Origin of the sequence: Acidovorax sp., assembly GCF_034519795.1 — a bacterium.
GTDB lineage: Bacteria > Pseudomonadota > Gammaproteobacteria > Burkholderiales > Burkholderiaceae_C > Acidovorax.
In genome coordinates this window covers 40,363-66,403 of sequence record NZ_JAXHOB010000031.1, presented here as the reverse complement: position 1 = coordinate 66,403, position 26,041 = coordinate 40,363, and the positions used below count along the sequence as shown (strand labels likewise).

Annotated in this window: 25 protein-coding genes and 1 pseudogene; 15 read left to right on the top strand and 11 right to left on the bottom strand. The window is 68.4% G+C overall.

What is annotated here, in order from left to right:
- Positions 1 to 101: 101 nt before the first annotated feature.
- Positions 102 to 491, bottom strand: coding sequence for a thioredoxin family protein (locus U5N23_RS30525; RefSeq protein WP_322596430.1), 390 nt, complete (start codon positions 489 to 491; stop codon positions 102 to 104).
- 180 nt (positions 492 to 671) lie between these two features.
- Between U5N23_RS30525 and U5N23_RS30520 the strand changes: the two genes are divergently transcribed.
- A complete protein-coding gene (locus U5N23_RS30520) occupies positions 672 to 1,016 on the top strand; it encodes a helix-turn-helix transcriptional regulator (protein ID WP_322596429.1) in 345 nt (114 codons plus the stop codon).
- Between the two features lie 21 nt (positions 1,017 to 1,037).
- On the opposite strand, the gene U5N23_RS30515 is transcribed toward U5N23_RS30520, so the two are convergent.
- On the bottom strand, positions 1,038 to 2,030 hold the full coding sequence (locus tag U5N23_RS30515; RefSeq protein WP_322596428.1) for a tripartite tricarboxylate transporter substrate binding protein: 993 nt from the start codon (positions 2,028 to 2,030) through the stop codon (positions 1,038 to 1,040).
- Between the two features lie 43 nt (positions 2,031 to 2,073).
- Complete coding sequence (locus U5N23_RS30510; protein WP_322596427.1) at positions 2,074 to 3,171, bottom strand: lactonase family protein; 1,098 nt, start codon at positions 3,169 to 3,171, stop codon at positions 2,074 to 2,076.
- A gap of 435 nt (positions 3,172 to 3,606) precedes the next feature.
- Here U5N23_RS30510 and U5N23_RS30505 point away from each other — a divergent pair, with 435 nt between their 5' ends.
- The 3 genes from U5N23_RS30505 (at position 3,607) to U5N23_RS30495 (ending at position 6,709) form a co-directional block, all read left to right on the top strand.
- Positions 3,607 to 4,584, top strand: a complete 978-nt coding sequence (locus tag U5N23_RS30505) for a tripartite tricarboxylate transporter substrate binding protein (protein WP_322596426.1) — start codon at positions 3,607 to 3,609, stop codon at positions 4,582 to 4,584.
- Between the two features lie 40 nt (positions 4,585 to 4,624).
- Positions 4,625 to 5,536, top strand: coding sequence for a 5-dehydro-4-deoxyglucarate dehydratase (gene kdgD / locus U5N23_RS30500; protein ID WP_322596425.1), 912 nt, complete (start codon positions 4,625 to 4,627; stop codon positions 5,534 to 5,536).
- Between the two features lie 216 nt (positions 5,537 to 5,752).
- Positions 5,753 to 6,709 (top strand): 2-hydroxyacid dehydrogenase, encoded by a 957-nt coding sequence (locus U5N23_RS30495; protein WP_322596424.1) that lies wholly within the window; start codon positions 5,753 to 5,755, stop codon positions 6,707 to 6,709.
- Positions 6,710 to 6,963: 254 nt separating this feature from the next.
- Here U5N23_RS30495 and U5N23_RS30490 read toward each other — a convergent pair whose 3' ends face one another.
- The gene (locus U5N23_RS30490; RefSeq protein ID WP_322596423.1) at positions 6,964 to 7,908 is read right to left on the bottom strand and encodes a ketopantoate reductase family protein; all 945 of its coding nucleotides are present in this window, start codon (positions 7,906 to 7,908) and stop codon (positions 6,964 to 6,966) included.
- Positions 7,909 to 8,067: 159 nt separating this feature from the next.
- Here U5N23_RS30490 and U5N23_RS30485 point away from each other — a divergent pair, with 159 nt between their 5' ends.
- The 5 genes from U5N23_RS30485 (at position 8,068) to U5N23_RS30465 (ending at position 13,479) form a co-directional block, all read left to right on the top strand.
- Positions 8,068 to 8,601: a MarR family transcriptional regulator gene (locus U5N23_RS30485; RefSeq protein ID WP_322596422.1), complete on the top strand. Its 534-nt coding sequence runs from the start codon at positions 8,068 to 8,070 to the stop codon at positions 8,599 to 8,601.
- Between the two features lie 43 nt (positions 8,602 to 8,644).
- Entirely contained in the window at positions 8,645 to 10,117 is a 1,473-nt protein-coding gene (locus U5N23_RS30480) for an efflux transporter outer membrane subunit (RefSeq protein WP_322596421.1), read from the top strand.
- 53 nt (positions 10,118 to 10,170) lie between these two features.
- Positions 10,171 to 11,481: an HlyD family efflux transporter periplasmic adaptor subunit gene (locus tag U5N23_RS30475; protein ID WP_322596420.1), complete on the top strand. Its 1,311-nt coding sequence runs from the start codon at positions 10,171 to 10,173 to the stop codon at positions 11,479 to 11,481.
- 12 nt (positions 11,482 to 11,493) lie between these two features.
- Positions 11,494 to 13,116 (top strand): DHA2 family efflux MFS transporter permease subunit, encoded by a 1,623-nt coding sequence (locus tag U5N23_RS30470; RefSeq protein ID WP_322596419.1) that lies wholly within the window; start codon positions 11,494 to 11,496, stop codon positions 13,114 to 13,116.
- Positions 13,117 to 13,320: 204 nt separating this feature from the next.
- Positions 13,321 to 13,479, top strand: coding sequence for a DUF3309 family protein (locus U5N23_RS30465; RefSeq protein WP_007856361.1), 159 nt, complete (start codon positions 13,321 to 13,323; stop codon positions 13,477 to 13,479).
- An 84-nt stretch (positions 13,480 to 13,563) separates the two neighbouring features.
- Here U5N23_RS30465 and U5N23_RS30460 read toward each other — a convergent pair whose 3' ends face one another.
- The 5 genes from U5N23_RS30460 to U5N23_RS30440 all read right to left on the bottom strand — a co-directional run bounded on the left by U5N23_RS30460 (position 13,564) and on the right by U5N23_RS30440 (position 16,584).
- Positions 13,564 to 14,121, bottom strand: a complete 558-nt coding sequence (locus tag U5N23_RS30460) for a hypothetical protein (protein WP_322596418.1) — start codon at positions 14,119 to 14,121, stop codon at positions 13,564 to 13,566.
- Between the two features lie 149 nt (positions 14,122 to 14,270).
- On the bottom strand, positions 14,271 to 14,648 hold the full coding sequence (locus U5N23_RS30455; RefSeq protein WP_057203736.1) for a PH domain-containing protein: 378 nt from the start codon (positions 14,646 to 14,648) through the stop codon (positions 14,271 to 14,273).
- Between the two features lie 39 nt (positions 14,649 to 14,687).
- Positions 14,688 to 15,143, bottom strand: a complete 456-nt coding sequence (locus U5N23_RS30450; protein ID WP_322596417.1) for a YiiD C-terminal domain-containing protein — start codon at positions 15,141 to 15,143, stop codon at positions 14,688 to 14,690.
- Positions 15,140 to 15,667: an NUDIX hydrolase gene (locus U5N23_RS30445; protein ID WP_322596416.1), complete on the bottom strand. Its 528-nt coding sequence runs from the start codon at positions 15,665 to 15,667 to the stop codon at positions 15,140 to 15,142. The genes U5N23_RS30450 and U5N23_RS30445 overlap by 4 nt, the downstream gene beginning before the upstream one ends.
- Positions 15,664 to 16,584: a LysR family transcriptional regulator gene (locus U5N23_RS30440; RefSeq protein WP_322596415.1), complete on the bottom strand. Its 921-nt coding sequence runs from the start codon at positions 16,582 to 16,584 to the stop codon at positions 15,664 to 15,666. Before U5N23_RS30440 ends, U5N23_RS30445 begins: the two co-directional genes overlap by 4 nt.
- A 167-nt stretch (positions 16,585 to 16,751) precedes the next feature.
- Here U5N23_RS30440 and U5N23_RS30435 point away from each other — a divergent pair, with 167 nt between their 5' ends.
- From U5N23_RS30435 to mmsB, 6 genes and pseudogenes are all read left to right on the top strand, one after another.
- The gene (locus U5N23_RS30435; RefSeq protein WP_322596414.1) at positions 16,752 to 18,275 is read left to right on the top strand and encodes a CoA-acylating methylmalonate-semialdehyde dehydrogenase; all 1,524 of its coding nucleotides are present in this window, start codon (positions 16,752 to 16,754) and stop codon (positions 18,273 to 18,275) included.
- A 53-nt stretch (positions 18,276 to 18,328) separates the two neighbouring features.
- Entirely contained in the window at positions 18,329 to 18,736 is a 408-nt protein-coding gene (locus U5N23_RS30430) for a lysozyme inhibitor LprI family protein (RefSeq protein ID WP_322596413.1), read from the top strand.
- 32 nt (positions 18,737 to 18,768) lie between these two features.
- Entirely contained in the window at positions 18,769 to 19,935 is a 1,167-nt protein-coding gene (locus U5N23_RS30425) for an acyl-CoA dehydrogenase family protein (RefSeq protein ID WP_322596412.1), read from the top strand.
- A gap of 16 nt (positions 19,936 to 19,951) precedes the next feature.
- Entirely contained in the window at positions 19,952 to 20,395 is a 444-nt protein-coding gene (locus U5N23_RS30420) for a TfoX/Sxy family protein (RefSeq protein ID WP_322596411.1), read from the top strand.
- A 25-nt stretch (positions 20,396 to 20,420) separates the two neighbouring features.
- Positions 20,421 to 20,780 (top strand): annotated as a pseudogene (locus U5N23_RS30415) (DUF488 domain-containing protein); the annotation flags it as partial.
- 69 nt (positions 20,781 to 20,849) lie between these two features.
- Positions 20,850 to 21,737 (top strand): 3-hydroxyisobutyrate dehydrogenase, encoded by an 888-nt coding sequence (gene mmsB, locus U5N23_RS30410; RefSeq protein WP_322596621.1) that lies wholly within the window; start codon positions 20,850 to 20,852, stop codon positions 21,735 to 21,737.
- Between the two features lie 31 nt (positions 21,738 to 21,768).
- Here the strand turns inward: mmsB and U5N23_RS30405 are convergent, their stop codons facing one another.
- Both U5N23_RS30405 and U5N23_RS30400 read right to left on the bottom strand, forming a co-directional pair.
- Positions 21,769 to 22,308, bottom strand: coding sequence for a retropepsin-like aspartic protease (locus tag U5N23_RS30405; RefSeq protein WP_322596410.1), 540 nt, complete (start codon positions 22,306 to 22,308; stop codon positions 21,769 to 21,771).
- Between the two features lie 66 nt (positions 22,309 to 22,374).
- Complete coding sequence (locus U5N23_RS30400) at positions 22,375 to 26,025, bottom strand: EAL domain-containing protein (protein WP_322596409.1); 3,651 nt, start codon at positions 26,023 to 26,025, stop codon at positions 22,375 to 22,377.
- Positions 26,026 to 26,041: the final 16 nt, after the last annotated feature.

Here is a 26,041-nt window from a genome sequence, read left to right as displayed (position 1 = left end):
CGACAAGGGCTATCGGTTCATGGTACTGCACAAACTGCTATTCAAAAAATAGCAGGCCAGAGCCCCCACCTGCCCCATGGAGTGGCTACGAGGCCCCTACCTCAGCCCCCGCGTGCCGCGCGCACGCGCTCGAACACCTCTTGCGCCTCGCCGCCTGCCGCCGGCCCGCCCTGCCCCGACTGCAGGCTGGAGAGCAGCCGCGCCAGCACGGGCGCCTGGGGCAGCAAGGGCCCGAGAAAGCGCGCGCTCGCGCCATCGGCGATCAGCAGGGTCGGAAAGGTCTCCACATCCAGATCGCCCGCCAGTTCGGACTCGTCCTCGATATCCACCCACTCGAAGCGCACCTCCGGATGGGCCTGGGCCAGGGCATCGAAGATGGCCCGGTAATCGCGGCAGGTGCCGCACCAGTTGGCGCACAGGCACACGGCCCACCAGCCCCCGGGGGTGCTGGCGGTGGGCGTGGCGTTGGGCAAGGCGGCCGGGCTGTGCATCTGCGAAATCCTTCGGGGCTGTGGCGTGCCACTGTACAACGGCTTGGGGCAGGCTGCAGGCGCGCACGGACCGCCGGCAGCGGCACAATGCCTGCCGGGGACTGCCGTGCCCGGCATCCCTTCACGCCAAGCGGGCGGCTGGACGACAATCCTCGCATCCCGCCCACCCGAGCACCACCCATGAGCACCCGCCCCGACACCATTGCGCTGAACATGCCGATCCCCAGCGGCGACCAACTCAAGGCCGCGCGCACGGCCGCCGGCCTGAGCCAGGCACAGGCTGCGCAACTCATGGGCTACCCCTTGCAGACCGGCAGCCGCGGTGGCCTGCAGTCGCGCACCTGGCAGGCCCTGGAGAGCACGAGCGACGAGCGCAGCATGCAAGGCCCGGTGTTCGCCATGTTCCTGCTGCTCACGGGCCAGCACCCGGATTTCACCCTGGAGCGCAGGCCTGCGGCGGGCCAGGAGCCCGGCGCGGTGACGGATGCCGCCGCAGACGGCGAGGAAACCATCTCGCCCGAGTAGGCGCCGCGCCGTTGCGGCGGCTCAATCCACCTTGATGTTGGCGGCCTTGATCACCTGGGCCCACTTCTCGACCTCGGCCTTCTGGAAGGCAGCGATCTGCCCCACATTCAGGTCGGCCGGCTCCATGCCGAAGCCCGCCAGTCGCTTTTGCATGTCCGGCTGCCCGAGGATCTTGCGGATCTCGTCGTGCAGGCGGCCCACCACGGGCGCGGGGGTGCCGGCGGGCACGAAGATGGCCTGCCAGGACTGGACCTGGAAGTCCTCAAGGCCCTTGATGCCCGACTCGGCCACCGTGGGCACGTCGGGCATGGAGGCCAGGCGCTTGGGCGAGGTGACGGCAATGGCGCGCAGCTTGCCGCTTTGCACATGCGGCGCGGCCACCACGGTGGTGTCAAACATCATGTCCACCTGGCCGCCGATGACGTCCTGGATCGCCGGGCCGCTGCCCTTGTAGGGGATGTGCGTGAACTTCACGCCCGACTTGAAGCCCAGCAGCTCCACGGCCAGGTGCTGCGAGCTGCCCGTGCCAGCCGAGGCGGAGGACAGGCCGCCCTCCTTGGCCTTTGCGGCGGCCAGCACATCCTTGAGCGTCTTGTAGGGGCTGTTGGCAGCCACGACCAGCACCACGGGGTTGGTACCGATCAATGTCACGGGGCTGAAGGACTTGATGGCGTCGTAGCCCAACTTGGGATAGAGAGTGGCGTTGATCGCGTGCGAGCTCACCGTGCCACCCAGCAGCGTGTAGCCGTCGGGTGCCGCGCGCGCCACCACCTCCGAGCCCACGCTGCCCGCCGCACCGGCCTTGTTCTCGACCACCACGGTGGTGCCCAGAGCCGCGCCCAGCTGCTGGCCGATCATGCGGCCCAGCGTGTCGGTGGTACCGCCTGCCGCAAAGGGCACCACGTAGCTGATGGGCTTGCCCGTGGGCCAGGTGCCCTGGGCTGCGGCAGGCAGGCTGATGAGGCAGCTGACAGCGGCAAGGGCCGCTGCGGGGATGAGGGTTCTGCGTTGCATGGTGTTTGTCTCCTGGTGCTGGAAAGCGGATGAAAAGCGGTTTTCAGGGAAGGTCGACGATCTCGACCCAGTTGGGGTTCTTGCCGGCGGGCACGCGCGTGGGCACGCCCGGGATGCCCGTGGCCGCATCGATGGGGTGCAGCGAGAGGCTGTGCGACTCCTGGCCCGCTGCGATCAGGAAGCGCCCCGAAGAATCCACCGCAAAGCCGCGCGGCGATTTCTCGGTGGGCACCTGGCCCAGGGGCTGCAACTGGCCCGTGGCGGCATCGACGCGAAAGCTGCTGATCGTGCTCGACGTGCGCTCCGACGCATACAGCGTGCGGCCATCGGGCGACAGGTGCAGGTCGGCCGCCCAGGGCTTGCCGGCAAAGCCGGCGGGCAGCGCCGTGGTGCGCTGCACGGACCGCAGCGTGCCACGCGCAGCGTCGTAGGCCATCACGTGCACGGCGGCATCGAGCTCGTTGAGCACATACATGTGGCGCTGCGCACGGTCCCAGACGAAGTGGCGCGGGCCGGACTTCTCGGGAGCCACGCTGGTGATTGCCGGCTCGTGGGCCGTGAGCCGCCCGGTCTCGGCATCGAAGCGCCAGGCCGAGAGGTTGTCACCGCCCAGGCTGGTGGCGAACACGTGGCGGTTGGCCGCATCGGCGTGGATGGCGTGCGCGTGGGGTGCCGTGGGGATCAGTTGCTGCACGGCGCCCACGGCGCCGTCCTTGCCGATGCTGTTGACCGTGATCTTGTGGCCCGGATACGACGCGGCGAACAGCCAGCGGCCCGTGGCATCGGTGTCGATATTGGCCATGCTGTCGGCCAGCGGCGCCTCGCCCAGTTTGCGCAGCTTGCCGCTGGCCGGGTCGATGGCCAGGCTGACCACCCGGAACGGCTGGGAGCGCAGCGCCACATAGAGCACGCGCTTGTCCGGGCTGACCGCCATCGGCATGGCCATGCCGGCCAGGGGCACCGTCTCCACGGGCTTGAGCGTGCCGGCGCTGCGGTCGAGCTCCAGCACGGACAGGTCCTGGCTGTCGGCGTTGGACACATACACCCAGGTGGCGGCCGTTGCCACAGAGCATGCGCCCAGCCACAGGGCGCCGGCAGCGAGGGGCAGCACCAGGCCGCGCCAACGGGTTACACGGATCATCGGTTATTTCCTTTCAACAGGGGCGCCCGCACAGGCGGCGGACATGGGCACGCGGGCATCACGACGCAGCAGGATCCTGCTGCCCATCAAAGCGCCACACGTCATATGTTGTCATACAACATAGTGGATTGTGGGTCCACGCAGTGCATCTGCCCAAAGGGATTACCCGAACCCGATTGCATGTTCCAGGAATTTGCAGCGCATGCGATGACGAAGCCGCCATCAAGTGCCACTCCCCATAGGAGAATGCAGCACCATCGAGGCCCCTCTGGCAACAAGCGGCAGGCGCCCGAACGTGCACCTGCAGCACATCCGGCACCCCATGCGGCCACCCCGTCGGCACTTCAATGCGCTCTTTTTTTGCAAGGGCAATTGTTTTTCTGCGCGCTTAGTTGTACGATGACCGTCAACAACATTGAAACCAGGAGACAACACATGACACTCACCCGCCGCAACGCCATCCTGGCGTGCACCGCCGCCCTCGCCGCCACCACCGCCACGGCCCAGACCGCCGCAGAGTGGCAACCCACCAAGACCCTGAAGCTGATCGTGCCCTACCCTCCCGGCGGCAGCTCGGACATCATTGCCCGCTCCATCAGCCAGCCCCTGTCGGAACTGCTCAAGCAGACCGTCATCGTGGAGAACAAGCCCGGCGCCAACGGCAACCTGGGCGCGGACTTCGTGGCCAAGGCCGAGCCGGACGGCTACACCATGCTGCTGTGCGACGTGGGCGCCCTGGCCATCAGCCCCTCGGTCTACACCAGGCTGGCGTTCGATCCCTCCAAGGACCTGCGCGGCGTGACCATGCTGGCCTACTCGCCCCACCTGCTGGTGGTGCACCCCTCGGTCAAGGCCAACAACCTCAAGGAACTGATCGCACTGTCCAAGACAGCGGACCTGAACTTCGCCGTCACCGCCACCGGCAGCGCACCGCACCTGGCCGGTGTGGCGCTGGAGCGTGCCAGCGGCGCGCGCTGGCAGTACATCCCCTACAAGGGCGGGGTCACGGCCATCCAGGACACCGTGGCCGGTCAGACCCAGGTGCTGATGAACGGCATGCTGGCCACCCTGCCCCAGGTGCAGAACGGCAAGCTCAAGGTGCTGGGCGTGTCCAAGTCCACGCGCATGCCGCTGATCGGCGACGTGCCCACCATCGCCGAGCAAGGCGTGCCCGGCTACGAGTCCGGCACCTGGCAAGGCATTCTGCTGCCCCGCGGCACGCCCGAAGCCGTGGTGCAGCGGCTGAACAAGGCGTTGATCACCGCCATCCGCTCGCCCGACATCCGCTCGCGCCTGGCCGGCCAGGGCGCGGAGGTGGTGACCATGACCCCCACCGAACAGGACCAGTTCTTCGCCAAGGAGCGTGCGCGCTGGGCCTCCGTGGTGAAGGCCGCCAATATCAAGCTCGACTGAGCATCCGCCTCTTTTTTCACATCACCGCCCCGCCACCACCATGAACCCGCAAGAACTCAAATCCATCATGGGCTCCGGCCTGCTCTCGTTCCCCGTCACGGACTTCGACGCTGCGGGCAACTTCAACCCCAAGGGCTATGCCGCGCGCCTCGAATGGCTGGCCCCCTATGGCGCCAGCGCCTTGTTCGCCGCTGGCGGCACGGGGGAGTACTTCTCGCTGTCGGGCCCCGAGTACGGCGAGGTCGTCAAGACCGCCGTGGACACCTGCCGCGGCAAGGTGCCCATCATTGCCGGCGCCGGCGGCCCCACCCGCACCGCCATCGCCCATGCCCAGGAGGCCGAGCGCCTGGGTGCCCACGGCATCCTGCTCTTGCCCCACTACCTGACCGAAGCCGGCCAGGAGGGTTTGATCGAGCATGTGGCTGCGGTCTGCAACAGCGTGAAGTTCGGCGTCATCGTCTACAACCGCGACCGCACCAAGCTGACCGCGAACTCGCTGGCGATCCTGGCCGAGCGCTGCCCCAACCTGATCGGCTTCAAGGACGGCGTGGGCAACATCGAGACCATGTCCTCGATCTTCATGAAGATGGGTGACCGCTTCTCCTACCTGGGCGGCCTGCCCACGGCCGAGGTGTATGCGGCAGCGTACAAGGCGCTGGGCACGCCGGTGTACTCGTCTGCGGTGTTCAACTTCATCCCCAAGACGGCGATGGACTTCTACAAGGCCGTGGCGGCCGACGACATGGCCACGCAGCACCGGTTGCTCAAGGAGTTCTTCATGCCCTACCTGGACATCCGCAACCGGATGGAAGGCTATGGCGTGAGCATCATCAAGGCCGGCGCCACCCTCGTGGGCCATGGTGCGGGCCCGGTGCGTGCGCCACTGACGGACTTGAAGCCCGCCGAGGTGGAAGCGCTCAAGGCGCTGATCGACAAGCTCGGTCCGCAGTAAGCGCCTCATAGGGCCTGGATCCCCAGGCCTTTTTTCGTGCAGATCAAGATCCTGGGCGTGTGGCAGCAGCAGGGCGGCAGCTGGAAGCTGCTGGCCCGCCAGGCAGCGCGTGTAGCGGCATAAGATCGCCACCATGGGACTGCAGCCCGAGCACTGTGGCCCGCCTTTTACAACGGTCGGCCCGGCTTACCGGGACTGGCCCATTTTCTTTTCTTCATGACCCAGCCCAAGCCCCGCCTCCTGCAAATCGCTCGTCTGCCGCTTCCCGCACTGGAGGTCGATCTGGCAGCCCGCTACGACGTGGTGTGCCTGTCCGACCAGGCCGACCCGGTGGCCTTGCTGGCAGAGCATGGGGCCAGCTTCACCGGTGTGGTCACGTCGGCATCCATCGGCCTCAAGGGTGAGGTGATTGCCGCCCTGCCGCGCCTGCAGGTGGTGAGCAGCTTCGGCGTGGGCTTCGATGCGCTGGACATTGCCGCCTGCCAGGCGCGCGGCATCCCGGTCGGCTACACGCCCGACGTGCTCAACGACTGCGTGGCCGACATGGCCTTCGCGCTGATGCTCGACGTGTCACGCGGCGTGGCCGCGAGCGACCGCTTCGTGCGCCGCGGCGAATGGCCCCGGGCCCGCTACGCGCCGCAGACCCGCGTGTCGGGCAAGCGCCTGGGGATCGTCGGCATGGGCCGCATCGGCCTGGCCGTGGCCGAGCGCGCCACCGGCTTTCGCATGGAGGTCGGCTACTACAACCGCCGCCCCGTCGAAGGCTCGCCGCTGCCTCGGTCGGAATCCCTGCTGGCACTGGCGCAGTGGGCCGACTACCTGGTGCTCACCGTGGCCGGCGGCGCCTCCACGCGCCACATGGTCAACCGCGAAGTGCTGAGCGCCCTGGGCCCCAAGGGCTACCTCATCAACGTGGCGCGCGGCAGCGTGGTGGACGAGGCCGCACTGGTCGAAGCACTGCAGCACAAACGCATCGCCGGTGCCGGGCTCGATGTGTTCGAAAACGAACCCCAGGTGCCGGCCGCGCTGGTGGACCTGGACAACGTGGTCCTCACCCCGCACACCGCCAGCGCCACCCACGAAACCCGCCGTGCCATGGCCGACCTGGTGCTGGAGAACCTGGAATCCTTCTACGCCACGGGCGCGGTGCGCGTGCCGGTGCCGGCTGCCTGATGCAGGAAGCCCCCGCCGGCATGCACTGGGCACCGGAGCCATTCACAGCAAGCTCACCCCCCTGGGCGTGACGAAGCTCGTCTCTCGCGCCACGTTCACGAAGTCCTTCAGGCAGGGCCGCGCCGCCGCGCCGATGGGCCGCTTCGCCACATAGCCCATAGCCCCGGTCCAGTTAGCCCTGCACCGCTCAAGCGGCAGAGCGGCCACACCGCGCCGACTGGCTGCACGCCTGCGGGCTCCAGCACCTGGCTGGCTTAAACCACCTTGCGTGCTTCAGCCAGCTTGACCAGCACCTGCAGCGCGCGGTTCAGCGGCGTGGGCACGCCCAGCGCCGCGCCACGGCGCACCACATAGCCATTGAGGTGGTCGATCTCGCTGGGCTTGCCGCGCGCCAGGTCCTGCGCGGTGGATGAATACTGGCCCGGCATGGTGGCCGCAATGCCGCGCACGGCCGCCTGTATGTCGCCGGGGATGGCGACACCATCGGCCTGGGCCACGGCCAGGCACTCGGCCACGGTGTCGGCGATCACGTCCGTCACGCCCGGCACCAGCACCAGCGGGCCATAGGGTTGCTGCGCCAGGGCCGACAGCGCGTTGTAGGCGCAGTTGAGCACCAGCTTGGCCCAGAGTGCGCCGCGCACATTGTCCGAGATCTGCGTGGGAATGCCGGCGGCGGCGAACTGTGCCGCGACCTCTTCGCTGCGCGGCGACGGCGCGATCACCAGCTCGCCCCGGCCATGGTGCTGCACATGGCCGGGCCCGGCCATGGCGGTGGCCACATAGACCACGGCCGCCGCCACGGGTGTGCTGGCGTCCAGCACGGCGCGCACGCGCTCGTCGTTGTCCGCCCCGTTCTGCAGCGTGAGCACCAGGGCCCCCGGCGCCAGGTGCGGGCGTATCGCGCGCGCCGCGTCTTCCGAATCCGAGGACTTGACGCAGAACAGCACCACGTCGGCCCCCTGCACCGCGCTGGCTTCGGTGCTGGCTGCGAGAGGCACCTGCACGTCGAGCACCGCCGTCTGCAGGCGCAACCCCTGCTGCTGCACTGCCTGCACATGGGCCAGGCGGCCGATGAGCGTGACTGGGTGGCCCGCCCGCACCAGCAGTGCACCGTAGTAGCAGCCCACGGCACCGGCCCCCATGACAGCAATGCGCAGCAACGAAGTGGCAGGGGTATCAGGCGAAGCGGTCGTGGTCATGAAGGGTTCCAGGAAGAAAAGGGATGGCCGGCAGGCGCCAGGCAGTGTCTTCGGGCCGCCGGCTGCCCGCCCGCCCGACCCCGCAATAACCCCTGGTAACAACTCAGGAATTAATTAGCTGCCGAGACAATGATTGTCTAGTCAATTAAATTCCTGACCATGACATCGACACCACCCCCCTCTTCGTCCGACGTGTCCTTCTATGGCAACGGCCACAGCCCTGCCGAGGAGAGCGTGGGCTACCTGATGCGCAAGGTGATGTCGTCCATCCGCACGCAGGCGGACGCACAGCTGTCCACCCACGACCTGACTTTCGCGCAGTGGCTGCCGCTGTTCAAGATCTCCAAGTTCCAGGCCTTGACGGGCCAGGCCGCCGCCACGGTGGCCGTGATGGCACGCGAGCTGGAGACCGACGCGGCCTCCATGACGCGCACGCTGGACCGTCTGGAAGCCAAGGGATTGGTGCTGCGCGAACGCTCGACCACCGACCGGCGCGTGGTGCACGTGGTGCTCACGCCCGAAGGCGAGGCCGTGGCCGCCAAGGTGCCCCCGGTGCTCGCCGAAGTGCTCAACAACCACCTGCGCGGTTTCACCCGCGATGAATGGCAGCTGCTGCTCAGCATGCTGCGCCGCATGCTGGCCAACGGCGATGCCGTGCGCCAGGAACAACAACAGCAGCCACCAGCCGCCTGAACCGGCCGCCCTGCCCCCGGATCCCCCTCAAGAGATAGCAGACATGTCACCATCCGCCACTCCCCTGTCCACCCGTGCCGCCATGGCGGCCCATTTCGCCGTGTCGGCCGTCGCGCTGGCGGCCGCCATCTTCCTGGTCGGTTGCGCCAGCCCCGGCGCAGCGCACACACCACTGGCACAGACCACGCCGGCCGCGCTGGGCCTGAATGCAGCGGCCGCCGAGTCGGCCGCCCCCTCGCAGTGGTGGACCACCTTGGGCGATGCCCAGCTCAATGCCCTGATCGACAAGGCCCTGCAGGGCAGCCCCAGCCTGGCCGTGAGCCGTGCCCGCCTGGAGCAGGCCGTGGCACTGAGCCAGGTGCGCGAAGCCGCCAATGGCCCGCAGGTGAACCTGGGCGTGGACGCCACACGCCAGCGCTACACCGCCAACGGCCTGGTGCCCGCCCCGGTGGCCGGCAACACCTACAACAGCGGCACGGTGCAGGCCAGCTTCAGCTGGTCGCCCGACTTCTTCGGCCAGCATGCAGCCGAGCTGCAGGCGGCCCTGGGCCAGGCCCGCGCCGCGCAGGCCGATGCCGCCGCCGCTGCCAACACCCTGGCCGCCCAGGTGGGCCGCAGCTATGTGGCGCTGGCGCGCCTGGTGTCGCAGCGCGAAGTGGCCGTGCGGGCCCTTGCGCAGCGCGAAGAGCAGCGCCGCCTGACCAACGACCGCGTGGCCGCGGGCCTGGACAGCCAGGTCGAGCTGACCCAGGCCCAGGCCGCCGTGCCCGATGCCCGCACGCAGATCGAGGCCCTGGACGAGCAGATCACGCTGGCGCGCCGCCAGGTGGCCGTGCTCACCGGCCAGGCGCCCGATGCGCTCACCACCCTGACCCCGCAACTGGCCGCCCTGCAGCCCGTGCCCGTGCCCGAGGCCCTCGGCGCCGACCTGCTGGGCCGCCGCCCCGACGTGGTCGCCGCACGCTGGCGCGTGGAGGCTGCGACCCAGGGCGTGAAGGTGGCGCGCACGGAGTTCTACCCCAACATCAACATCGGCGCCTTCATCGGCCTGAACTCGCTGGGGCTGGACAATCTGTTCAACGCCGGCTCGCGCCAGATGGGCGTGACGCCCGCGCTGCGCCTGCCGATCTTCGACGGCGGCCGGCTGCGCGCCCAGTTGGGCGGGCGCCAGGCCGAGCTCGATGCCGCCATCGCCCAGTACAACGGCATGGTGCTCGACGCCGTGAAGGAGGCCGGCGATGCCATGGCCTCGGCGCAGTCGCTCACGCGCCAGCAGGCGCTGCAGGACGATGCCGCCGCCAGCGCCGAAAAGGCCTACCGCTTCGCACAGGAGCGCTACCGCGCGGGCCTGGGCAACTACCTGGTGGTGCTCTCCACCGAAAGCCAGGTGCTGGCCCAGCGCCGCCTGGCCGTGGACCTGCGCGCACGCCAGCTCGACACCCGCCTGCAACTGATGAAGGCCCTGGGCGGCGGCTGGACGGACGACACCGCCACGCTGCAGACCGCAGCGCGCTGACCCCGATACCTCCATAAAACCACACAACAAGCACATCCCGAAGGACCCTTGCCATGAGCGAACCCCTTGCCACCCAGAAAGACGCCACCAACCCCGCGCGCCGCCGCGGCCTGACCCTGATCGCCGCCGCCGTGGCCCTTGCCGCCATCGGCTGGGGCGCCTGGCACTGGGCCAATGGCCGCCACATGGAAACCACCGACAACGCCTACGTGGCGGGCAACGTGGTGCAGATCACGCCGCAGGTCGGCGGCACCGTGGTCTCCATCGGTGCGGACGACACCGACTACGTCAAGGCCGGCCAACTGCTGGTCAAGCTCGACCCCGCCGACGCCCGCGTCGCGCTGGAGCAGGCCGAGGCCCAACTGGCGCAAACGGTGCGCGAAGTGCGCACGCTGTTCGCCAACAACTCCACCCTCAAGGCCCAGGTCAGCCTGCGCAGCGCCGACCTGGCCCGCGCCCAGGCCGATGCCGCGCGCCTGCAGGATGACGTGGCCCGCCGCGCCCCGCTGATGGCCAGCGGCGCCGTGGGCAAGGAAGAGTTCCAGCACGCAACGGCCCAGGTCACGGCCGCCAAGAGCACGGTGGCCGCCGCCCAGGCCGCCGTGGTGGCTGCGCAGGAGCAACTGGCCGCCAGCCAGGCGCAGACCGAAGGCACCTCGATCGAGCAGCACCCCAACGTGCAGCGTGCCTCGGCCCGCGTGCGCGAGGCCTACCTGGCCGTGCAGCGCGCCCAGTTGCTGGCACCGCTGGACGGCCATGTCGCCAAGCGCGGCGTGCAGGTGGGCCAGCGCGTGCAGGCCGGCGCCCCGCTGATGACGCTGGTGGCGCTGAACGATCTGTGGGTGGACGCCAACTTCAAGGAAAGCCAGCTGCAGAACCTGCGCATCGGCCAGCCCGCCGAGCTGGTGGCCGACGTGTACGGCACCAAGGTGGTCTACCACGGCAAGGTGACGGGCCTGGGTGCCGGCACCGGCGCCGCGTTTGCCCTGCTGCCCGCGCAGAACGCCACGGGCAACTGGATCAAGGTGGTGCAGCGCGTGCCCGTGCGCATTGCCCTGGACCCCAAGGAAGTGAGCGAACACGCACTGCGCGTGGGCCTGTCGATGGACGTGAAGGTGGACACCGCCGACCAGAGCGGCAAGACCCTGTCGGACACGCAGCGCAACACACCCGTGGCCTCCACGGCGGTGTTCGACGCGCAGTTCAAGGCCGCTGACGACGAGGTGGCGAACATCATCGCCGCCAACCTGGGCCGCAAGGCCGTGGCCGTGGCCTCACCCAAGGTGACCCAGGCCCAGGCCAGCCCGGCGGTGCAGTCGCAGCACCACGCATCGGCGCCCGTGCGCACGCCCGTGGTGCAGTAAGCGGGGCCTCGCATGAGCACCGCCAACCCCACTGCGGACCAGGGGGCCGCGCCAGCGGCGCCCCCGGCACCTGCAGCACCGCCAGGCCCACCCTCGGCCTACCCACCGCTGCAGGGCGCGGCCCTGCTGCTGGGCACGCTGTCGCTGTCGCTGGCCACGTTCATGAACGTGCTGGATTCGTCCATCGCCAACGTTTCCATCCCCGCCATTGCCGGCGACCTGGGCGTGAGCCCGGGCCAGGGCACCTGGGTCATCACCAGCTTCGGCGTGGCCAATGCCATCTCGGTGCCGCTCACGGGCTGGCTCACGCAGCGCTTCGGCGCCGTGCGGCTGTTCACCATGAGCGTGCTGCTGTTCGTGCTGACCTCCTGGCTGTGCGGCTTTGCCTCGTCGCTGGAGATGCTGGTTTTCTTCCGCGTGCTGCAGGGCCTGGTCGCCGGGCCGATGATCCCGCTGTCGCAAACGCTGCTGCTGGCCAGCTACCCGCGCGCCCTGGCAGGCACGGCGCTGGCCCTTTGGGGCGTGACCACGCTGGTCGCGCCCGTGGTCGGGCCGCTGCTGGGCGGGTGGATCACGGACAACATCTCCTGGCCGTGGATCTTCTACATCAACGTGCCCGTGGGGCTGCTGGCTGGCGTGCTCACCTGGGGCATCTACCGCAAGCGCGAGACGCCGATCCGCAAGTTGCCGATCGACACCGTGGGCCTGTCCCTGCTGGTGCTGTGGGTGGGCGCGCTGCAGCTCATGCTCGACAAGGGCAAGGAGCTCGACTGGTTCGCCTCCACCGAGATCATCGTGATGGCGGTGGTAGCCGTGGTGGGCTTCGCCGTGTTCCTGGTCTGGGAGCTCACCGACAAGCACCCGGTGGTGGACCTCAAGCTCTTCAAGGGCCGCAACTTCACCTTCGGGGCGCTGGCGCTGTCGGTGGCCTACGCGCTGTTCTTCGGCAATGTGGTGCTGCTGCCGCTGTGGCTGCAGCAGTGGATGGGCTACACTGCCACCTCGGCCGGCATGGCGCTGGCGCCGGTGGGCATCTTCGCCATCCTGCTCACGCCGCTGGTGGGCAAGAAGGTGGGCCAGTGGGATCCCCGGCGCATGGCGACGGGGGCGTTCATCGTCTTCGGCATCGTGCTGTGGATGCGCTCGCAGTTCACGGTGCAGACCGACTTCATGCACATTCTGATCCCCACCCTGCTGCAGGGTGCGGCGATGGCGTTCTTCTTCATCCCGCTGACCACGCTGACGCTGTCGGGCATTGCGCCCGAGCGCATCCCGGCCGCTGCCGGCCTGAGCAACTTCGTGCGCATCACCGCAGGGGCCATGGGGACGTCGATCGCCACCACGCTGTGGGAGAGCCGCGCCGCCATGCACCATGCCCACCTGACCGAGGGCCTGGTGCAGGGCCAGGGCGTGTTCGCCCTCACGCTGGACAACCTGATGGCATCGGGCCTCACGCAGCTGCAGGCGCTGGCCCAGGTCAACCGGCTGATCGACCAGCAGGCCTTCACGCGCGCGGCCAACGACATCTTCCTCGGATCGGCCGGGCTGTTCCTGCTGCTGATCGGGCTGATCTGGCTGACCCGGCGGCCCGCGCAGGGTGGCGCGGGCTCGGCCGACGCGGCGGGCGCGCACTGAAAGCGCCTCGCCCACCGATCTGAAAAACGGTGGCCCGCATCGCGCAGGCCACCGCTTTTTCACGGCGCCAAACGGCGCGGGAGACGGAAGGCGCGCATCCCACACCGCGTGTCGGAAAAGGCTGACACGGCCCCGCGCTGATGGCCTTCTGGCGACTTGAGGGCGCACACGAACAATGCAGTCACCACAACAAAAGGAACTGCCATGTCGCTCTCCCTCATTCTCCTGATCGTCCTGATCCTCATCCTCGTCGGCGCGCTGCCCACCTGGGGCCACAGCCGTTCGTGGGGCTACGGACCCAGCGGCGGCATCGGCCTGGTGGTGCTGATCCTGGTGATCCTGCTGCTCATGGGCAGGATATAAACCTCCGACGGCCCGCAGAGGGCCCAGAGCAAAAAGCGTGGCCTGGCCACGCTTTTTGCTTTTTTGAAGGTGCAGGGGGCTGGGTCAGGCCACCTTGCGCAGTTGCGCATTGGCAAAGGCCGTGGTGAGCTGCGCCAGCTCGGCCTGGTTGACGACGCCGTTGGCATTGCCATGGCGGTCCACCAGGTGCAGCAGCGATTGCGACAGCTCGCTGCCGCCCTTGGTCCCTGACGTGGCGGCGACCCCCTTGAGGAATTCATCGCGCGAAATCGCGCCGTCCTGGTTGGCGTCGAAGCCCGCGGCCAGTTGTTCCTTTTGTGCATCCGTGGCGCCAAAGCGGGCGAGCAGTTCCTGGAAATCCTTTTTGGACACCGAACGGTCGGCCTGTGAAGCCGTCAGCGCCGTGCCCGCATCGGCAGCCGCGCGCGTGCCCAGCGGGCCATCGAGCTTGCCGGAGGTCATCAGGACGCCCTTGCCGGCAAAGCCGGTCAGGGCCTCGGCCTCCTTGCTCAGGGTGACCACGGCCGAGGGTTCGGCCGCAGTTGGCTGGCTGGCGCGCGAAGAGGCCGCCGACTTGCTACCCGAGGCGGCGTTGTAGAGAAAGGACGCGACCGACGCGAGGCCGGAAATGAGGGGAGACATGGCCACTGGACTCCTGTGGGGTCGGCTGCCGATGCTTCAGGGCAAAGCACCAGGGCACACCATCGCCCGGTGCTCCAGATTAACGCGTACCGAGCCCAGGCAATGGGCAGAAAAGCGGCGCTGCACAGCCGCTTTTCGCGGCCATGCACCTACTTCAGCACATAGCTGGCCAGCACGCTCTGCACATCGTAGATGCTGAGCTTCTTGTTGAACTGCTTCTGGAACGGGGTGGCGCTGCCCGAGATCCAGATCTTGAGCTCGGCATCGAGGTCGAAGGTGCCACCGGTCTCGATGCTGAAGTGGGTGATGCTTTTGTAGGGCAGTGAGTGGTATTCGACCTTGCTGCCCGTGATGCCCTGCTTGTCCACCAGCACCAGGCGCTTGTTGGTGAAGACGAAGTAGTCGCGGATGAGCTGGTAGGCATGCTCCACGACTTCGCCCGGCATCAGGATGCGGGCGAACTCTTCCTGAATCTTGGATGCATCGATCTTGGATGCATTGCCCATCACGCCGTCCAAAAGGCCCATGGTCGTCTCCTCGGTTGCAATGGGGGCATCGTAGCGGGGCTACCGATAGCCCTGCCCGAAGGCCACGAATTCGCCCGTGAGCCGCCCGACTGCCTGCCCCTGGTACATCAGCACCGAGGTCTGCTCGATGCGGCCCAGCCCCTTGCGCTCGAACACGCGCACGAAGGCACGCCAGGCCTGCTCGCTGGGCGCCTCGGCCACGGCAGTGAAGGTGCCGTCGATGGGCAGGCCGTATTCCATGGTGTTGCGCTGGATCACCAGACGGCTGCCCAGGCCGTGTGCGGACAGCCGCAGGTGCAGCATGGACCAGGCGGCCAGGATGGCCACGGCCGATGCGCTGCCGCCGAACACGGTCTCGCGGTGGTTGATGTTGGGCGCCAGGGGTGCGCTCAACACCACGCGCTCGAGCGAGGCCTCCAGCACGGACACGGCCATCGCGCCGGACAGGGGAATGTGCTGGTGCAGGTAGGCCTTCAGGTCGTCGTCAGGTTTCATGCGGTGCTTTCGGATGCAGCGGCGAGCGGCTGCGGATCACGGTAAACGATGTGGAGCACGCCTTCGTGGCCACGGGCGAGCGCCTCGCGCAGGAAGGGTGGGCGCAGGTCCAGGCCCGCCAGTGCGGACAGTTCGAACCAGGCGAACTCCAGGCGCCGGCCGCCTTCCACGCCTTCGTAAGGCCCTGGGGACCGGTCCAGCAGGCTGGCCGGCTGCGGGTGCACCTGCAGGTACAGGCCGGTCTCGTGGTACGCCATGCCGGCATAGACAAAGAAGTTCTCCACCACGCAGGCCAGCGCGCCGGGCACCACCGCCAGGCCCAGCTCCTCCTGCATTTCGCGCACCAGGGCCTCGCCAGCGCTCTCGCCAGCCTCGATGCCGCCACCGGGCAGGGCCCAGAAGGCATCGCCTTCGGCGCGGTGCAGCAGCACCTGCCCGGGGCGCGTGATGATGGCGGCGGCGCGCAGGCGCATGAGGGGCTGCAGGGATGTGGAAGCGGTGGAAACGACGGCAGACAGGGTCATGGACCGATCCTATCGCTGGAATCCTCCAGGCCAGGCAGCAGCAGCCCCTGCTGCGCCGCCACCGTCTCGCGCAGAAAGGCCCAGGTGGCCTGCATGCGCGCCACATGCTTGTTCTCCTCGGGCATGGACATCCAGAAGGTGCGCGTGAAGCGTGCCTTGCCGGGTAGCACGAGGGTGAGGGCCGGGTCCTGCGCGGCGACGAAGGCCGGCAGCACCGCCAGCCCGGCACCAGCGCGCACCGCCTCGTACTGCGCGAGGATGCTGGTGCTGCGCAGCGCAAAGCGCGCGGGGCGGTGCAGTTCGTCCAGGATCTGCAGCTCCTTGGTGAACAACAGGTCGTCCACATAGCTGATGAAGCTGTGGCCGCGCAGCTCGTCCGCCGTGTGGATCGGTGGATGGCGCGCCAGGTAGTCGCGCGTGCCGTAGAGCTGCAGCACGTAGTCGGTGAGCTTGACCACCAGCACCGCGCCGCGCGCCGGGCGCTCCAGCGAGATCACGATGTCCGCCTCGCGCCGCGACAGGTGCACCAGGCGCGGCAGGGCCAGCAGGTCCAGCACCAGGCCCGGGTGCTGCAGCGCAAAGTGCGCCAGCTGCGGCGCCAGCACCAGGTTGCCAAAGCCCTCGGTGGTGCCGATGCGCACCAGGCCCTGCAGGCCCTGGCGCACGCCGGGGGCGGCGTTTTCCACCGCCAGGAAGGCGGCCTCCATGGCCTCGACCTGGGGCAGCAGCGCGCGGCCCGCCTCGGTCAGCCGGTGGCCGCCGGCCTCGCGCGCGAACAGCGCCGAGCCGACCTGCTTTTCGAGCGCCTGGATGCGGCGCGCCACCGTGGTGTGGTCCACGGTGAGGCGGCGCGCCGCGCCCACCAGGGTGCCGGCACGGGCCAGTTCCAGAAAGTAGCGCAGGTTGTCCCAGTCCATGGAAGCTCTCGATTGTCGTGCAGTGCGCACATGCACGGCGGTGGAGGTGTCTTGTGCATTTTTGCAAACCTTGTGCGCAGTATTGTCTATTGTCTCCACAATTTTGCACAGCTACCATGCGCAGGTTGCCCGCTTTCGCGCCCCCTATTTTTTCAGGAGACAACCCGATGAACGCACCCACCTCTTCGGCCGTACTGGCCCCCACCGTCAAGCTGCTGATCGGCGGCCAGTTCATCGAGTCCAAGACCACCGAGTGGCGCGACGTGGTGAACCCCGCGACGCAGCAGGTGCTGGCCCGCGTGCCGTTTGCCACCGCCGAGGAGATCGATGCCGCCGTGGCCTCCGGCAAGGAAGCCTTCAAGACCTGGAAGAAGACGCCCATCGGCACTCGCGCGCGCATCTTCCTCAAGTACCAGCAGCTGATCCGCGAGAACATGGCCGAGCTGGCCGCCATCCTCACGGCCGAGCAGGGCAAGACCCTGCCCGACGCCGAAGGCGACGTGTTCCGCGGCCTGGAAGTGGTGGAACACGCCGCTGCCATCGGCAACCTGCAACTGGGCGAGCTGGCCAACAACGTGGCCGGCGGTGTGGACACCTACACCCTGATGCAGCCCCTGGGCGTGTGTGCGGGCATCACGCCCTTCAACTTCCCGGCGATGATCCCGCTGTGGATGTTCCCGATGGCGATCGCCACGGGCAATACCTTCGTGCTCAAGCCCTCCGAGCAGGACCCGATGGTGACCATGCGCCTGGTGGAGCTGGCGCTGGAAGCCGGCGTGCCCCCGGGCGTGCTCAACGTGATCCACGGCGGCGAAATGGCCGTGAACGCGATCTGCGACCACAAGGACATCAAGGCGATCAGCTTCGTCGGCTCGACCAAGGTGGGCACCCATGTCTACAACCGCGCCAGCCTGGCCGGCAAGCGCGTGCAGTGCATGATGGGCGCCAAGAACCATGCCATCGTGCTGCCCGACGCCAACAAGGAGCAGACCCTGAATGCCCTGGCCGGCGCGGCCTTCGGTGCGGCCGGCCAGCGCTGCATGGCGCTGTCGGTGGTGGTGCTGGTGGGCGAGGCGCAAAAGTGGATTCCCGACCTGGTGGCCAAGGCCAAGACCTTGAAGATCAGCGCCGGCACCGAAAAGGGCACGGACTTGGGCCCGGTGGTCTCGTGCGCCGCCAAGGAGCGTGTGGAAGGCCTGATCGCGCGCGGCGTGGCCGATGGCGCGACGCTGGAACTCGATGGCCGCAACCCCGAGGTGGCCGGCTATGAAAAGGGCAACTTCGTGGGCCCCACGGTGTTCAGCGGCGTCAAGCCCGGCATGAGCATCTACGAGCAGGAAGTCTTCGGCCCCGTGCTGTGCCTGTCGGCCGCGGCGGACATCGATGAAGCCATCGCCTTCATCAACGACAACCCCAACGGCAACGGCACCGCCATCTTCACCCAGTCGGGTGCGGCGGCGCGCAAGTTCCAGGAAGAGATCGACGTGGGCCAGGTCGGCATCAACGTGCCGATCCCCGTGCCGGTGCCGCTGTTCTCGTTCTCGGGTTCGCGCGCTTCCAAGCTCGGCGACCTGGGCCCCTACGGCAAGCAGGTCGTGCTGTTCTATACGCAGACCAAGACGGTGACGGCGCGCTGGTTCGACGACAGCACCATCTCGCACGGCGTCAACACCACCATCAGCCTGAAATAAGGCAAAGGCCCCAGGCGGCATGGCGCAGCGGCAGGGCATGGTGAAATCGGTGCATGCACCGTGACCTCCCTTCCCTGCTGCGTGCCGCAGCCTGCAGCCTGCCCTTGCTCATGGGCTCTTCCCTTGCCTTCGCCCAGGCCGGCGCCGCTTGCCGCCCGGGCGGTACGGTGGCCGAGACCAATGCCTGCGCGGTGCAGGATTTCCAGGCCGCCGATACGACCATGGCCGTGCTCTACGCCGACGTGATGCGCGCCCTGTCGGCGCACGAGCGCCCGCAACTGCGCCAGGAGCACACGGCCTGGCTGCGCGCGCGCACCACGCAGTGCAAGCAAGCCACGCGGGCCAGCGAGCAGCAGCCTGATGGCCCACGGATCTACCACGAGTGCCTGACCCGTGAGACGCAGGAGCGCCGCAAGGGGCTGATGCGCTGGCTCTCCATGGACAGCCCCGCAAAGCCCTGAGGCACCGACAGAACAACAAGGATCACAGAGACATGGACTTCGAGCTCTCCGAAGAACAACGCGCCTTCGCCCAGACGGCCCGCGACTTTGCGCGGGCCGAGTTCGCGCCGCATGCCGCGCACTGGGATGCCGAAGGCATCTTCCCCAAGGAGGCCATCGCCAAGGCCGGCGAGCTGGGCTTTTGTGGCCTGTACGCGCCCGAGGCGGCGGGTGGCCTGGCCCTGCCCCGGCTCGATGCCACGCTGGTCTTCGAGGAAATGGCGGCGGTGGACCCGTCCACCACGGCCTTCATCACCATCCACAACATGGCCACCTGGATGCTGGGCACCTGGGCCACGCCGGCCGTGCGCGACCACTGGGGGCCCCTGCTGACCACGGGCGAAAAGCTCGCCTCCTACTGCCTGACCGAGCCCGGCGCGGGCTCGGACGCGGCCTCGCTCAAGACCCGGGCCGAGCTGGTGGGGCATGAGTACGTGATCAATGGCGCCAAGGCCTTCATCTCGGGCGCGGGCGCCACCGATGTGCTGGTGCTGATGGCGCGCACGGGCGATGCGGCCTCGGGCGCGGGCGGCATCTCGGCCTTTGCGGTGCCGGCCGATACACCGGGCATCAGCTACGGCAAGAAGGAAGAAAAGATGGGCTGGAACAGCCAGCCCACGCGCACCATCAGCTTCGACAACGTGCGCATTGCGGCCGACCACCTGCTCGGCCGCGAGGGCGAGGGCTTCAAGATCGCGATGAAGGGCCTGGACGGCGGGCGCATCAACATCGCCACCTGCTCGGTGGGCGCGGCCCAGGGTGCGCTCACGCAGGCCCAACAGTACATGCACGACCGCAAGCAGTTCGGCAAGCCGATTGCGAGCTTCCAGGCGCTGCAGTTCAAGCTGGCCGACATGGCCACCGAGCTCGTGGCCGCGCGCCAGATGGTGCGCATGGCGGCCAGCAAGCTCGACGCCGGCGACCCGAATGCGAGCACCTACTGCGCCATGGCCAAGCGCTTTGCCACCGACGTGGGCTTCAACGTCTGCAACGAGGCCCTGCAGCTGCATGGAGGCTACGGCTATATCCGCGAGTACCCGCTGGAGCGCCTGCTGCGCGATGCGCGCGTCCACCAGATCCTGGAAGGCACGAACGAGATCATGCGCGTGATCATCGCGCGGCGCATGCTCGATGGCGATGCGCCGGACGTGATCCGCTGAGTCTGCACCCACCACCATGCCCGCCCGCCCGCTCTCCGACGAGACCCTGCACCTGATAGCCGCCGTACGCACCGCGCTCGAAGGGCGCAGCGATGTGGAGGAGCGCACCATGTTCGGCTGCCACTGCTTCTTCGTGGACGGCAAGCTGTGCATCGGCATCAAGGGCGAAGAGCTGCTGGTACGCCTGCCGCCAGGGCGGCACCAGGAGTTCCAGGAGATGCAGAACACGCGCGAGCTGTCGCCCGGTGGCGGCATGAAGGGCTACTTCTGGATCGAGCCCAATGGCTACGCCACGCGTGCGCAGTGGAACTTCTGGGTGCAGGAGGCCCTGGCCTACAACCCGCTGGCCAAGGCCACGCCCAAGCGCAAACCCGCCCCGGCGAAGACCGCGAAGACCGAGCCGACGGCCAAGAAGAAGCCAGCAGCCAAGCGCCACAGCATTTTCGAGGCCGACGACTGAGCCTACCGCCAAGGAAACCACCAGCATGCCCCTTCGCATCGTCCGCCTCGGCACCCCACGCGCGCCCGACGAAGGCACCCGCATCGGCACCGTTCGGCGCCCGCCGCGTGGCGTGCCCAAGGCCGAGTTCGCCAGCCAGGACTGGTACGACGTGTGGTACCCGCTGCTCTCTCCCAGCCGGGAATTGATGCAGCAAGGCCAGCAGGCCCAGAGCGACAAGGAGTGGCAGGCCTTCGTCAAACATTTCCGCAAGGAGCTGGCCCAGCCCGAAGCCGCCCGCACGCTGGACCTGCTGGCCACCTTGTCGCACCACAGTGCCCTGTCGGTCGGCTGCTACTGCGAGAACGAGGCGCGCTGCCACCGCTCGGTGCTGCGCGAGGAACTCGCCAGCCGGGGTGCGGACATCGCCACTGACCCCCTTTCCACATCACAACGACACCAAGGAGATATGAGCATGAAAATCGCATTCATCGGTCTGGGCAACATGGGCGGCCCCATGGCCGTGAACCTGCACAAGGCGGGCCACGAAGTCCGGGCCTTCGACCTCTCGCAGCCCGCGCGCGACAAGCTGGCCGCCGACGGCGTGGGCATCGCCGCCGACGCCCATGCCGCCGTGCAGGGCGCCGAGGTCGTCATCAGCATGCTGCCCGCCAGCCAGCATGTGGACAGCCTGTTCCTGGGCGCTGGCGAGCTGCTGGCCCAACTGCCGGCCGGCACGCTGGTGATCGACTGCTCCACCATCGCCGCCGCCACCTCGCGCAAGGTGGCCGAGGCCGCCCGGGCCAAGGGCGTGGCCTTCATCGACGCGCCGGTATCGGGCGGCACGGGCGGCGCGATTGCCGGCACGCTGACCTTCATGGTGGGTGGCGACGCGGCCGACCTGGAGCGCGCACGGCCTGTGCTCGAAAAGATGGGCGCCAACATCTTCCACGCCGGCGGTGTGGGCGCGGGCCAGACCGCCAAGATCTGCAACAACATGCTACTGGGCATTCTGATGGCCGGCACCAGCGAGGCGATTGCCCTGGGCGTGGCCAATGGCCTGGACCCCAAGGTGCTGTCGGAGATCATGCGCCGCAGCTCGGGCGGCAACTGGGCGCTGGAAAAGTACAACCCCATGCCCGGCGTGATGGAGACCGCCCCGGCCAGCAAGGGCTATGCGGGCGGCTTCGGCACCGACCTGATGCTCAAGGACCTGGGCCTGGCGCAGGAGAACGCCGCCGCCGTGAAGGCTGCCACGCCCCTGGGTGGCTTGGCGCGCAACCTGTATGCCGCGCACAGCCTGGCGGGCCATGGCGCGCTCGATTTCTCGAGCATCATCAAGTCCGTGCAAAAGCAGGGCTGATGCCCGGCACCGGCTTGCCGGTGCCTTTTTTTCAACCGCCGCGCGGGTTGAGCACCATGGAGTCGCGCTTGATCTCCACGTCGAACTGGCGCAGGAAGTTTTGGCCGAGCAGCGCATCGTCCTCGCTCTCGCCGGTATAGCCCGTGCCCACGCGCAGGCCAGCGACCTCCAGGTTGCGCACCGTCACCGACTGCGATGGGGTCACCCTCCCCTCGCGGTTGCCATTGGCCGTGCGGAAGGTGGTGGGCACACCGCCCGTGAGGCCGGCCTTCTTCGCGACCGCATCGGTCACCGCGATCAGGCTCGCGCCCGTGTCCACCATGAAGTTCACCGGCACACCATTGACGGTGCCCGCCACGCGGAAATGGCCGTCGTTGTGGCGCGGTATCACCAGAGAGCCGGTGGAGGTGACCGTGGCGCCGCGCGGCGCCATGAACAACTTCATGCCGAAGTACAGCACCCCCATGACCACCAGCCAGAAGGCGAGGATGGCCAGGGTGTTGGTGCGCAGTGCGCGGCGCGTCTGGTCGTCCGCTGGGGATGGTCGCTGATAGTCGTGTTCTTCGCCCATGGGCCTGGCATTCAAATACAGAGCCCCAAATCATAGGGCAGGTGCGGACCGCCGCCGGGCGGCAATTCAGGCGGCGGGCTGCAGGCCGCGCAAGAACTGCTGCTCGAACACATCGGCCGGCACGGGCCGGCTGAAGAGAAAGCCCTGGATCTCATCACAGCCGAGCCGCGCCAGCAGGCCGGACTGCTCCTCGGTCTCTACCCCTTCGGCCACCACCTTGAGCCCCAGCGAGTGGCCCAGGCTGATGATGGTCGACACCAGCGCACCGCCCTTGGGCCCTGCGGCGAGGTGCAGGATGAAGGAGCGGTCGATCTTGAGCGTATCGAGCGGCAGCCGGGCCAGGTAGCTCAGCGAGGAAAAGCCGGTGCCGAAGTCGTCCATGGCCACGGTGATGCCCATCTCGCGGATGGCATGCAGGCTCTGGGTGCTGTGCTCCACATCGTCCATCACCATGCTCTCGGTGATCTCCAGCTCCAGCCCGGCTGCAGCCTCTGGGTCGTGCGCCACGGCCGCGCGCACCTGCTCGATGAAGGCCCGGTGGCGCAGCTGCAGGAACGAGACGTTCACCGCCACCCGTATCGGCACCAGGCCTGCGGCACGCCAGCGCAGGTTGTCGGCCAGGGCCTGGCCCAGGGCCCAGCGGCCCACGTCGTAGATCAGGCCGGTCTCTTCGAGGATGGGGATGAACTGCCCCGGTGGCACCAGGCCGCGGCGCGGGTCGTTCCAGCGGATCAGGGCCTCGGCACCGGTCACCGCACTGCTGGCCAGGTGCAGCTTGGGCTGGTAGTGCAGCACGAACTGGCCGCGCTCCAGCGCTTCGCGCAGCTGGTTCTCCAGGCTCAGCGCCTCGGCCACGCGCAGGTTCATCTCCGAGGTGTAGAACATCAGCGCATCGGCCGATGCCTTGGCCTTCTTGAGCGCCGCCTCGGCATTGCGCAGCAGCCCTTCGGCATCGCCGCCATCCATGGGGAACAGCGCCACGCCCGCCTTGGCGGTGATACGCAGCTCCTGCGTGCCCAGCTGGAAGGGCTCGTCGAAGCAGGCGCGCATGAGGTGGTCCACGGCCATGGCCACCGCGCTCGCATCGCGCGCCTCGCACACGGCCACGCCGAAGCTGTTGACGCCGATGCGTGCCAGCATGTCCATCGCACTGGCATGCAACTGCAGGCGCTGCGCCACCAGCTTGAGCAGTTCGTCCCCGAGCGAGCGCCCCAGCGTGTCGTTGACGATGCGAAAGCGGTTCACGTCGATCAGCGCCACCCCGAGGAAGGGCGAGGGATGCGGCTTGTGGCCCTCGCGCGCGCGCATGTGCTGGTTCACGCGGTCCAGAAACAGCGTGCGGTTGGGCAGGGTGGTGATGTCGTCGTAGTAGGCCAGGTAGTTCAGGCGATCCGACTTTTCAAGGTGGTCGAGCGCGAAGCTGATGTCGCCGGCCAGCTCGCCCAGGAGCTTCATCTCGGTGGCATCGAAGAAGCTGGCCTCGTCGGAGAACAGCGCCATCACGCCCACCACCTCGTGCGCGACCATCAGGGGCAGCACCGCCAAAGAGGCCACCGAGCGGGCCAGCAGCCTGGCCGGCAGCAGCACGCGGGGATCGCCCTCGACCCGGTCGCAGACCACGGCGCGCTTTTCGCGCACCACCGTGGCCGTCAGGCTGTAGATGCCCGAGGGCTCGTCCGCGTACGAGAGGCGGCCGGCAAGGTCGTCGAAGAAATCCGGATCGGAGCCCGAAATCGCCATGGGGATCACCTGCTGTGCCGCGCGGTCCACCCGGCCGATCCAGGCCATGCGGAACTGCCCGTGCCGTACCGCGATGTCGCAGGACTGGGCAAACAGCTCCTGGCGGCTGCGCATGCGCACCAGCAGCGTGCTGATGCCACTGAGCACCGCGTAGACGCGGTTCAGGCGCTTGATCTTGTGCTCGGCCTCGCGCCGCTCGGTGATGTCCTCGCCCAGGCAGGCGATGCCCATGGCCTCGCCATCGACGGAGCGCAGCACCGTGTTGTTCCAGTACACCAGCCGCCGCCCGCCGGAGCGCGTGAGGATTTCCTGCTCGAAATGCCAGGTGGCCGGCCGGTCGGTCAGCATGTCTTCGAACACGCGCTGCATGCCGTCCATGCCCGGCGGCAGGAACAGCTCGAACCAGTTGCGCCCGAAGATCTCGCCGCGCTCCCAGCCCGTCAGGCGCAGCAGACAGTCGTTGCAGTAGGTGATGCAGCCGTTGCGGTCCAGCATCAGCGAGGCCATCTCGACCTTGTCGAGCAGTTCGTTGAAGCGCCGGTCGCTCTCGCGCAGCGCCTCCTCGGCCCGCTTTTGCGCCGTGACATCCTGGATGGTGTTGAACCAGCGCAGGCCGTCGGGAGCGGCGCCTTCGCCGGGCAGCGGCTCCATCACCTGGCGCAGGTGCAAGAGCGCCCCATCGGCGCGCCACAGGCGGTAGGTGAAGTCCATGCGAAGGCCTTCGCGCACCGCCTGCAAGGCCATGCTGCGCACCAGCGCACGGTCGTCGGCGTACACCATGCCGATCCATTCCCGGGCAGATGCCGGCATGGTGTTCGGATCGCGCCGCAGCATCTGCGCCAGCGTGTCGGGCCAGCTCTCGAACTGGCCGCCGGGTCCGCTGATGATGTGCGTGATCTTGGCCAGCAACTGCGCCCGGTGCAGCCCGGCCTCGCTGGCACGCAGTTCCTCCAGCGCCCGGCGCCGCTCGATCACCTCGATGTGCAGCTGCTCGGCATGGCGCTGCACCTCCAGGTAGAGGCTGCCGTTTTCATAGATGCGCCCGACCTGGGCCGCCAGGATGGACAGGATGCGCTCGTCCTCGGCGCTGAAGTGGTCGGCCCCCTCCTTGTTGGCCAGGCAGATCCAGCCGTAGGACGAGGCCAGCGAGGTGACCGGCGCCTCCAGGGCGCAGTACAGCGGCGGGTAGCCGGGCGGCAGGCCCGCCATCGTGGGGTCGCCGCCGGGATTGAGCAGCCGCTGCGAGCGGCGCTCCCTCTGCAGCCGCCCCAGCATGCCCGATGACATATCGGGCGCAGGCAGCGAGCGCGCCAGCACCGGGTCGATGCCGCTGGTGCACACCAGCGGGGCATCGCCCTTGCGCACGGCGCACAGCACGGCGTACTGCGCACCGATGAGTTCGCGCGCCCCGGTGCAGACCTTGTTGAGCAGCATGGCGGGGTCGCGCTCGGACGCCAGTTGCAGGTTGAGTTCGGTGAGCGCAGCCAGTCGCCGGTTGGTGGCCTCCAGCTCCACCACGTTGCCGCGCAGCTTGTCGGTCACCAGGCGCAGGTGCTGGGAGCGGAAGGCCGGCTCCAACAGCCCGGGGGATTCCTGGGATCCCTGTGCCGGCTGCGCCAGCGTGCGCTCGATGGCGGCCAGGATGTCCTGAGGCTCGCAGGGCTTGACCAGCACCTCCGAGACCCCTCCGGCCAGCGCCAGGCTGCGCGCCTGCTCCCCCTGGTAGTGGGCACTGTAGAAGATGACCCGGGTAGCCGCCAGCGCGGGATCGGAGCGCAACTGGCGCACGAACTCGTAGCCATCCACGGTCGGCATGAGGATGTCCGAGATCACCAGCGCCGGCCGCTCGGCGCGCACCAGGGCCAGCGCATCCGCACCGTCCACGGCCTCCAGGGCCTCATGGCCTCCGTGCCGCACCAGCGTGACGATCAGCGCCCGGTTGGGGGCCTGGTCGTCCACGACGAGGATCTTTGCCATGCCTGCCGCCCTCCTT

Bases quoted from the DNA above. Each gene is read 5' to 3' on its own strand.
- U5N23_RS30525 (WP_322596430.1), bottom strand. From the start codon at position 491: ATGCACAGCCCGGCCGCCTTGCCCAACGCCACGCCCACCGCCAGCACC.
- U5N23_RS30520 (WP_322596429.1), top strand. From the start codon at position 672: ATGAGCACCCGCCCCGACACCATTGCGCTGAACATGCCGATCCCCAGC.
- U5N23_RS30515 (WP_322596428.1), bottom strand. From the start codon at position 2,030: ATGCAACGCAGAACCCTCATCCCCGCAGCGGCCCTTGCCGCTGTCAGC.
- U5N23_RS30510 (WP_322596427.1), bottom strand. From the start codon at position 3,171: ATGATCCGTGTAACCCGTTGGCGCGGCCTGGTGCTGCCCCTCGCTGCC.
- U5N23_RS30505 (WP_322596426.1), top strand. From the start codon at position 3,607: ATGACACTCACCCGCCGCAACGCCATCCTGGCGTGCACCGCCGCCCTC.
- kdgD (WP_322596425.1), top strand. From the start codon at position 4,625: ATGAACCCGCAAGAACTCAAATCCATCATGGGCTCCGGCCTGCTCTCG.
- U5N23_RS30495 (WP_322596424.1), top strand. From the start codon at position 5,753: ATGACCCAGCCCAAGCCCCGCCTCCTGCAAATCGCTCGTCTGCCGCTT.
- U5N23_RS30490 (WP_322596423.1), bottom strand. From the start codon at position 7,908: ATGACCACGACCGCTTCGCCTGATACCCCTGCCACTTCGTTGCTGCGC.
- U5N23_RS30485 (WP_322596422.1), top strand. From the start codon at position 8,068: ATGACATCGACACCACCCCCCTCTTCGTCCGACGTGTCCTTCTATGGC.
- U5N23_RS30480 (WP_322596421.1), top strand. From the start codon at position 8,645: ATGTCACCATCCGCCACTCCCCTGTCCACCCGTGCCGCCATGGCGGCC.
- U5N23_RS30475 (WP_322596420.1), top strand. From the start codon at position 10,171: ATGAGCGAACCCCTTGCCACCCAGAAAGACGCCACCAACCCCGCGCGC.
- U5N23_RS30470 (WP_322596419.1), top strand. From the start codon at position 11,494: ATGAGCACCGCCAACCCCACTGCGGACCAGGGGGCCGCGCCAGCGGCG.
- U5N23_RS30465 (WP_007856361.1), top strand. From the start codon at position 13,321: ATGTCGCTCTCCCTCATTCTCCTGATCGTCCTGATCCTCATCCTCGTC.
- U5N23_RS30460 (WP_322596418.1), bottom strand. From the start codon at position 14,121: ATGTCTCCCCTCATTTCCGGCCTCGCGTCGGTCGCGTCCTTTCTCTAC.
- U5N23_RS30455 (WP_057203736.1), bottom strand. From the start codon at position 14,648: ATGGGCCTTTTGGACGGCGTGATGGGCAATGCATCCAAGATCGATGCA.
- U5N23_RS30450 (WP_322596417.1), bottom strand. From the start codon at position 15,143: ATGAAACCTGACGACGACCTGAAGGCCTACCTGCACCAGCACATTCCC.
- U5N23_RS30445 (WP_322596416.1), bottom strand. From the start codon at position 15,667: ATGACCCTGTCTGCCGTCGTTTCCACCGCTTCCACATCCCTGCAGCCC.
- U5N23_RS30440 (WP_322596415.1), bottom strand. From the start codon at position 16,584: ATGGACTGGGACAACCTGCGCTACTTTCTGGAACTGGCCCGTGCCGGC.
- U5N23_RS30435 (WP_322596414.1), top strand. From the start codon at position 16,752: ATGAACGCACCCACCTCTTCGGCCGTACTGGCCCCCACCGTCAAGCTG.
- U5N23_RS30430 (WP_322596413.1), top strand. From the start codon at position 18,329: ATGCACCGTGACCTCCCTTCCCTGCTGCGTGCCGCAGCCTGCAGCCTG.
- U5N23_RS30425 (WP_322596412.1), top strand. From the start codon at position 18,769: ATGGACTTCGAGCTCTCCGAAGAACAACGCGCCTTCGCCCAGACGGCC.
- U5N23_RS30420 (WP_322596411.1), top strand. From the start codon at position 19,952: ATGCCCGCCCGCCCGCTCTCCGACGAGACCCTGCACCTGATAGCCGCC.
- mmsB (WP_322596621.1), top strand. From the start codon at position 20,850: ATGAAAATCGCATTCATCGGTCTGGGCAACATGGGCGGCCCCATGGCC.
- U5N23_RS30405 (WP_322596410.1), bottom strand. From the start codon at position 22,308: ATGGGCGAAGAACACGACTATCAGCGACCATCCCCAGCGGACGACCAG.
- U5N23_RS30400 (WP_322596409.1), bottom strand. From the start codon at position 26,025: ATGGCAAAGATCCTCGTCGTGGACGACCAGGCCCCCAACCGGGCGCTG.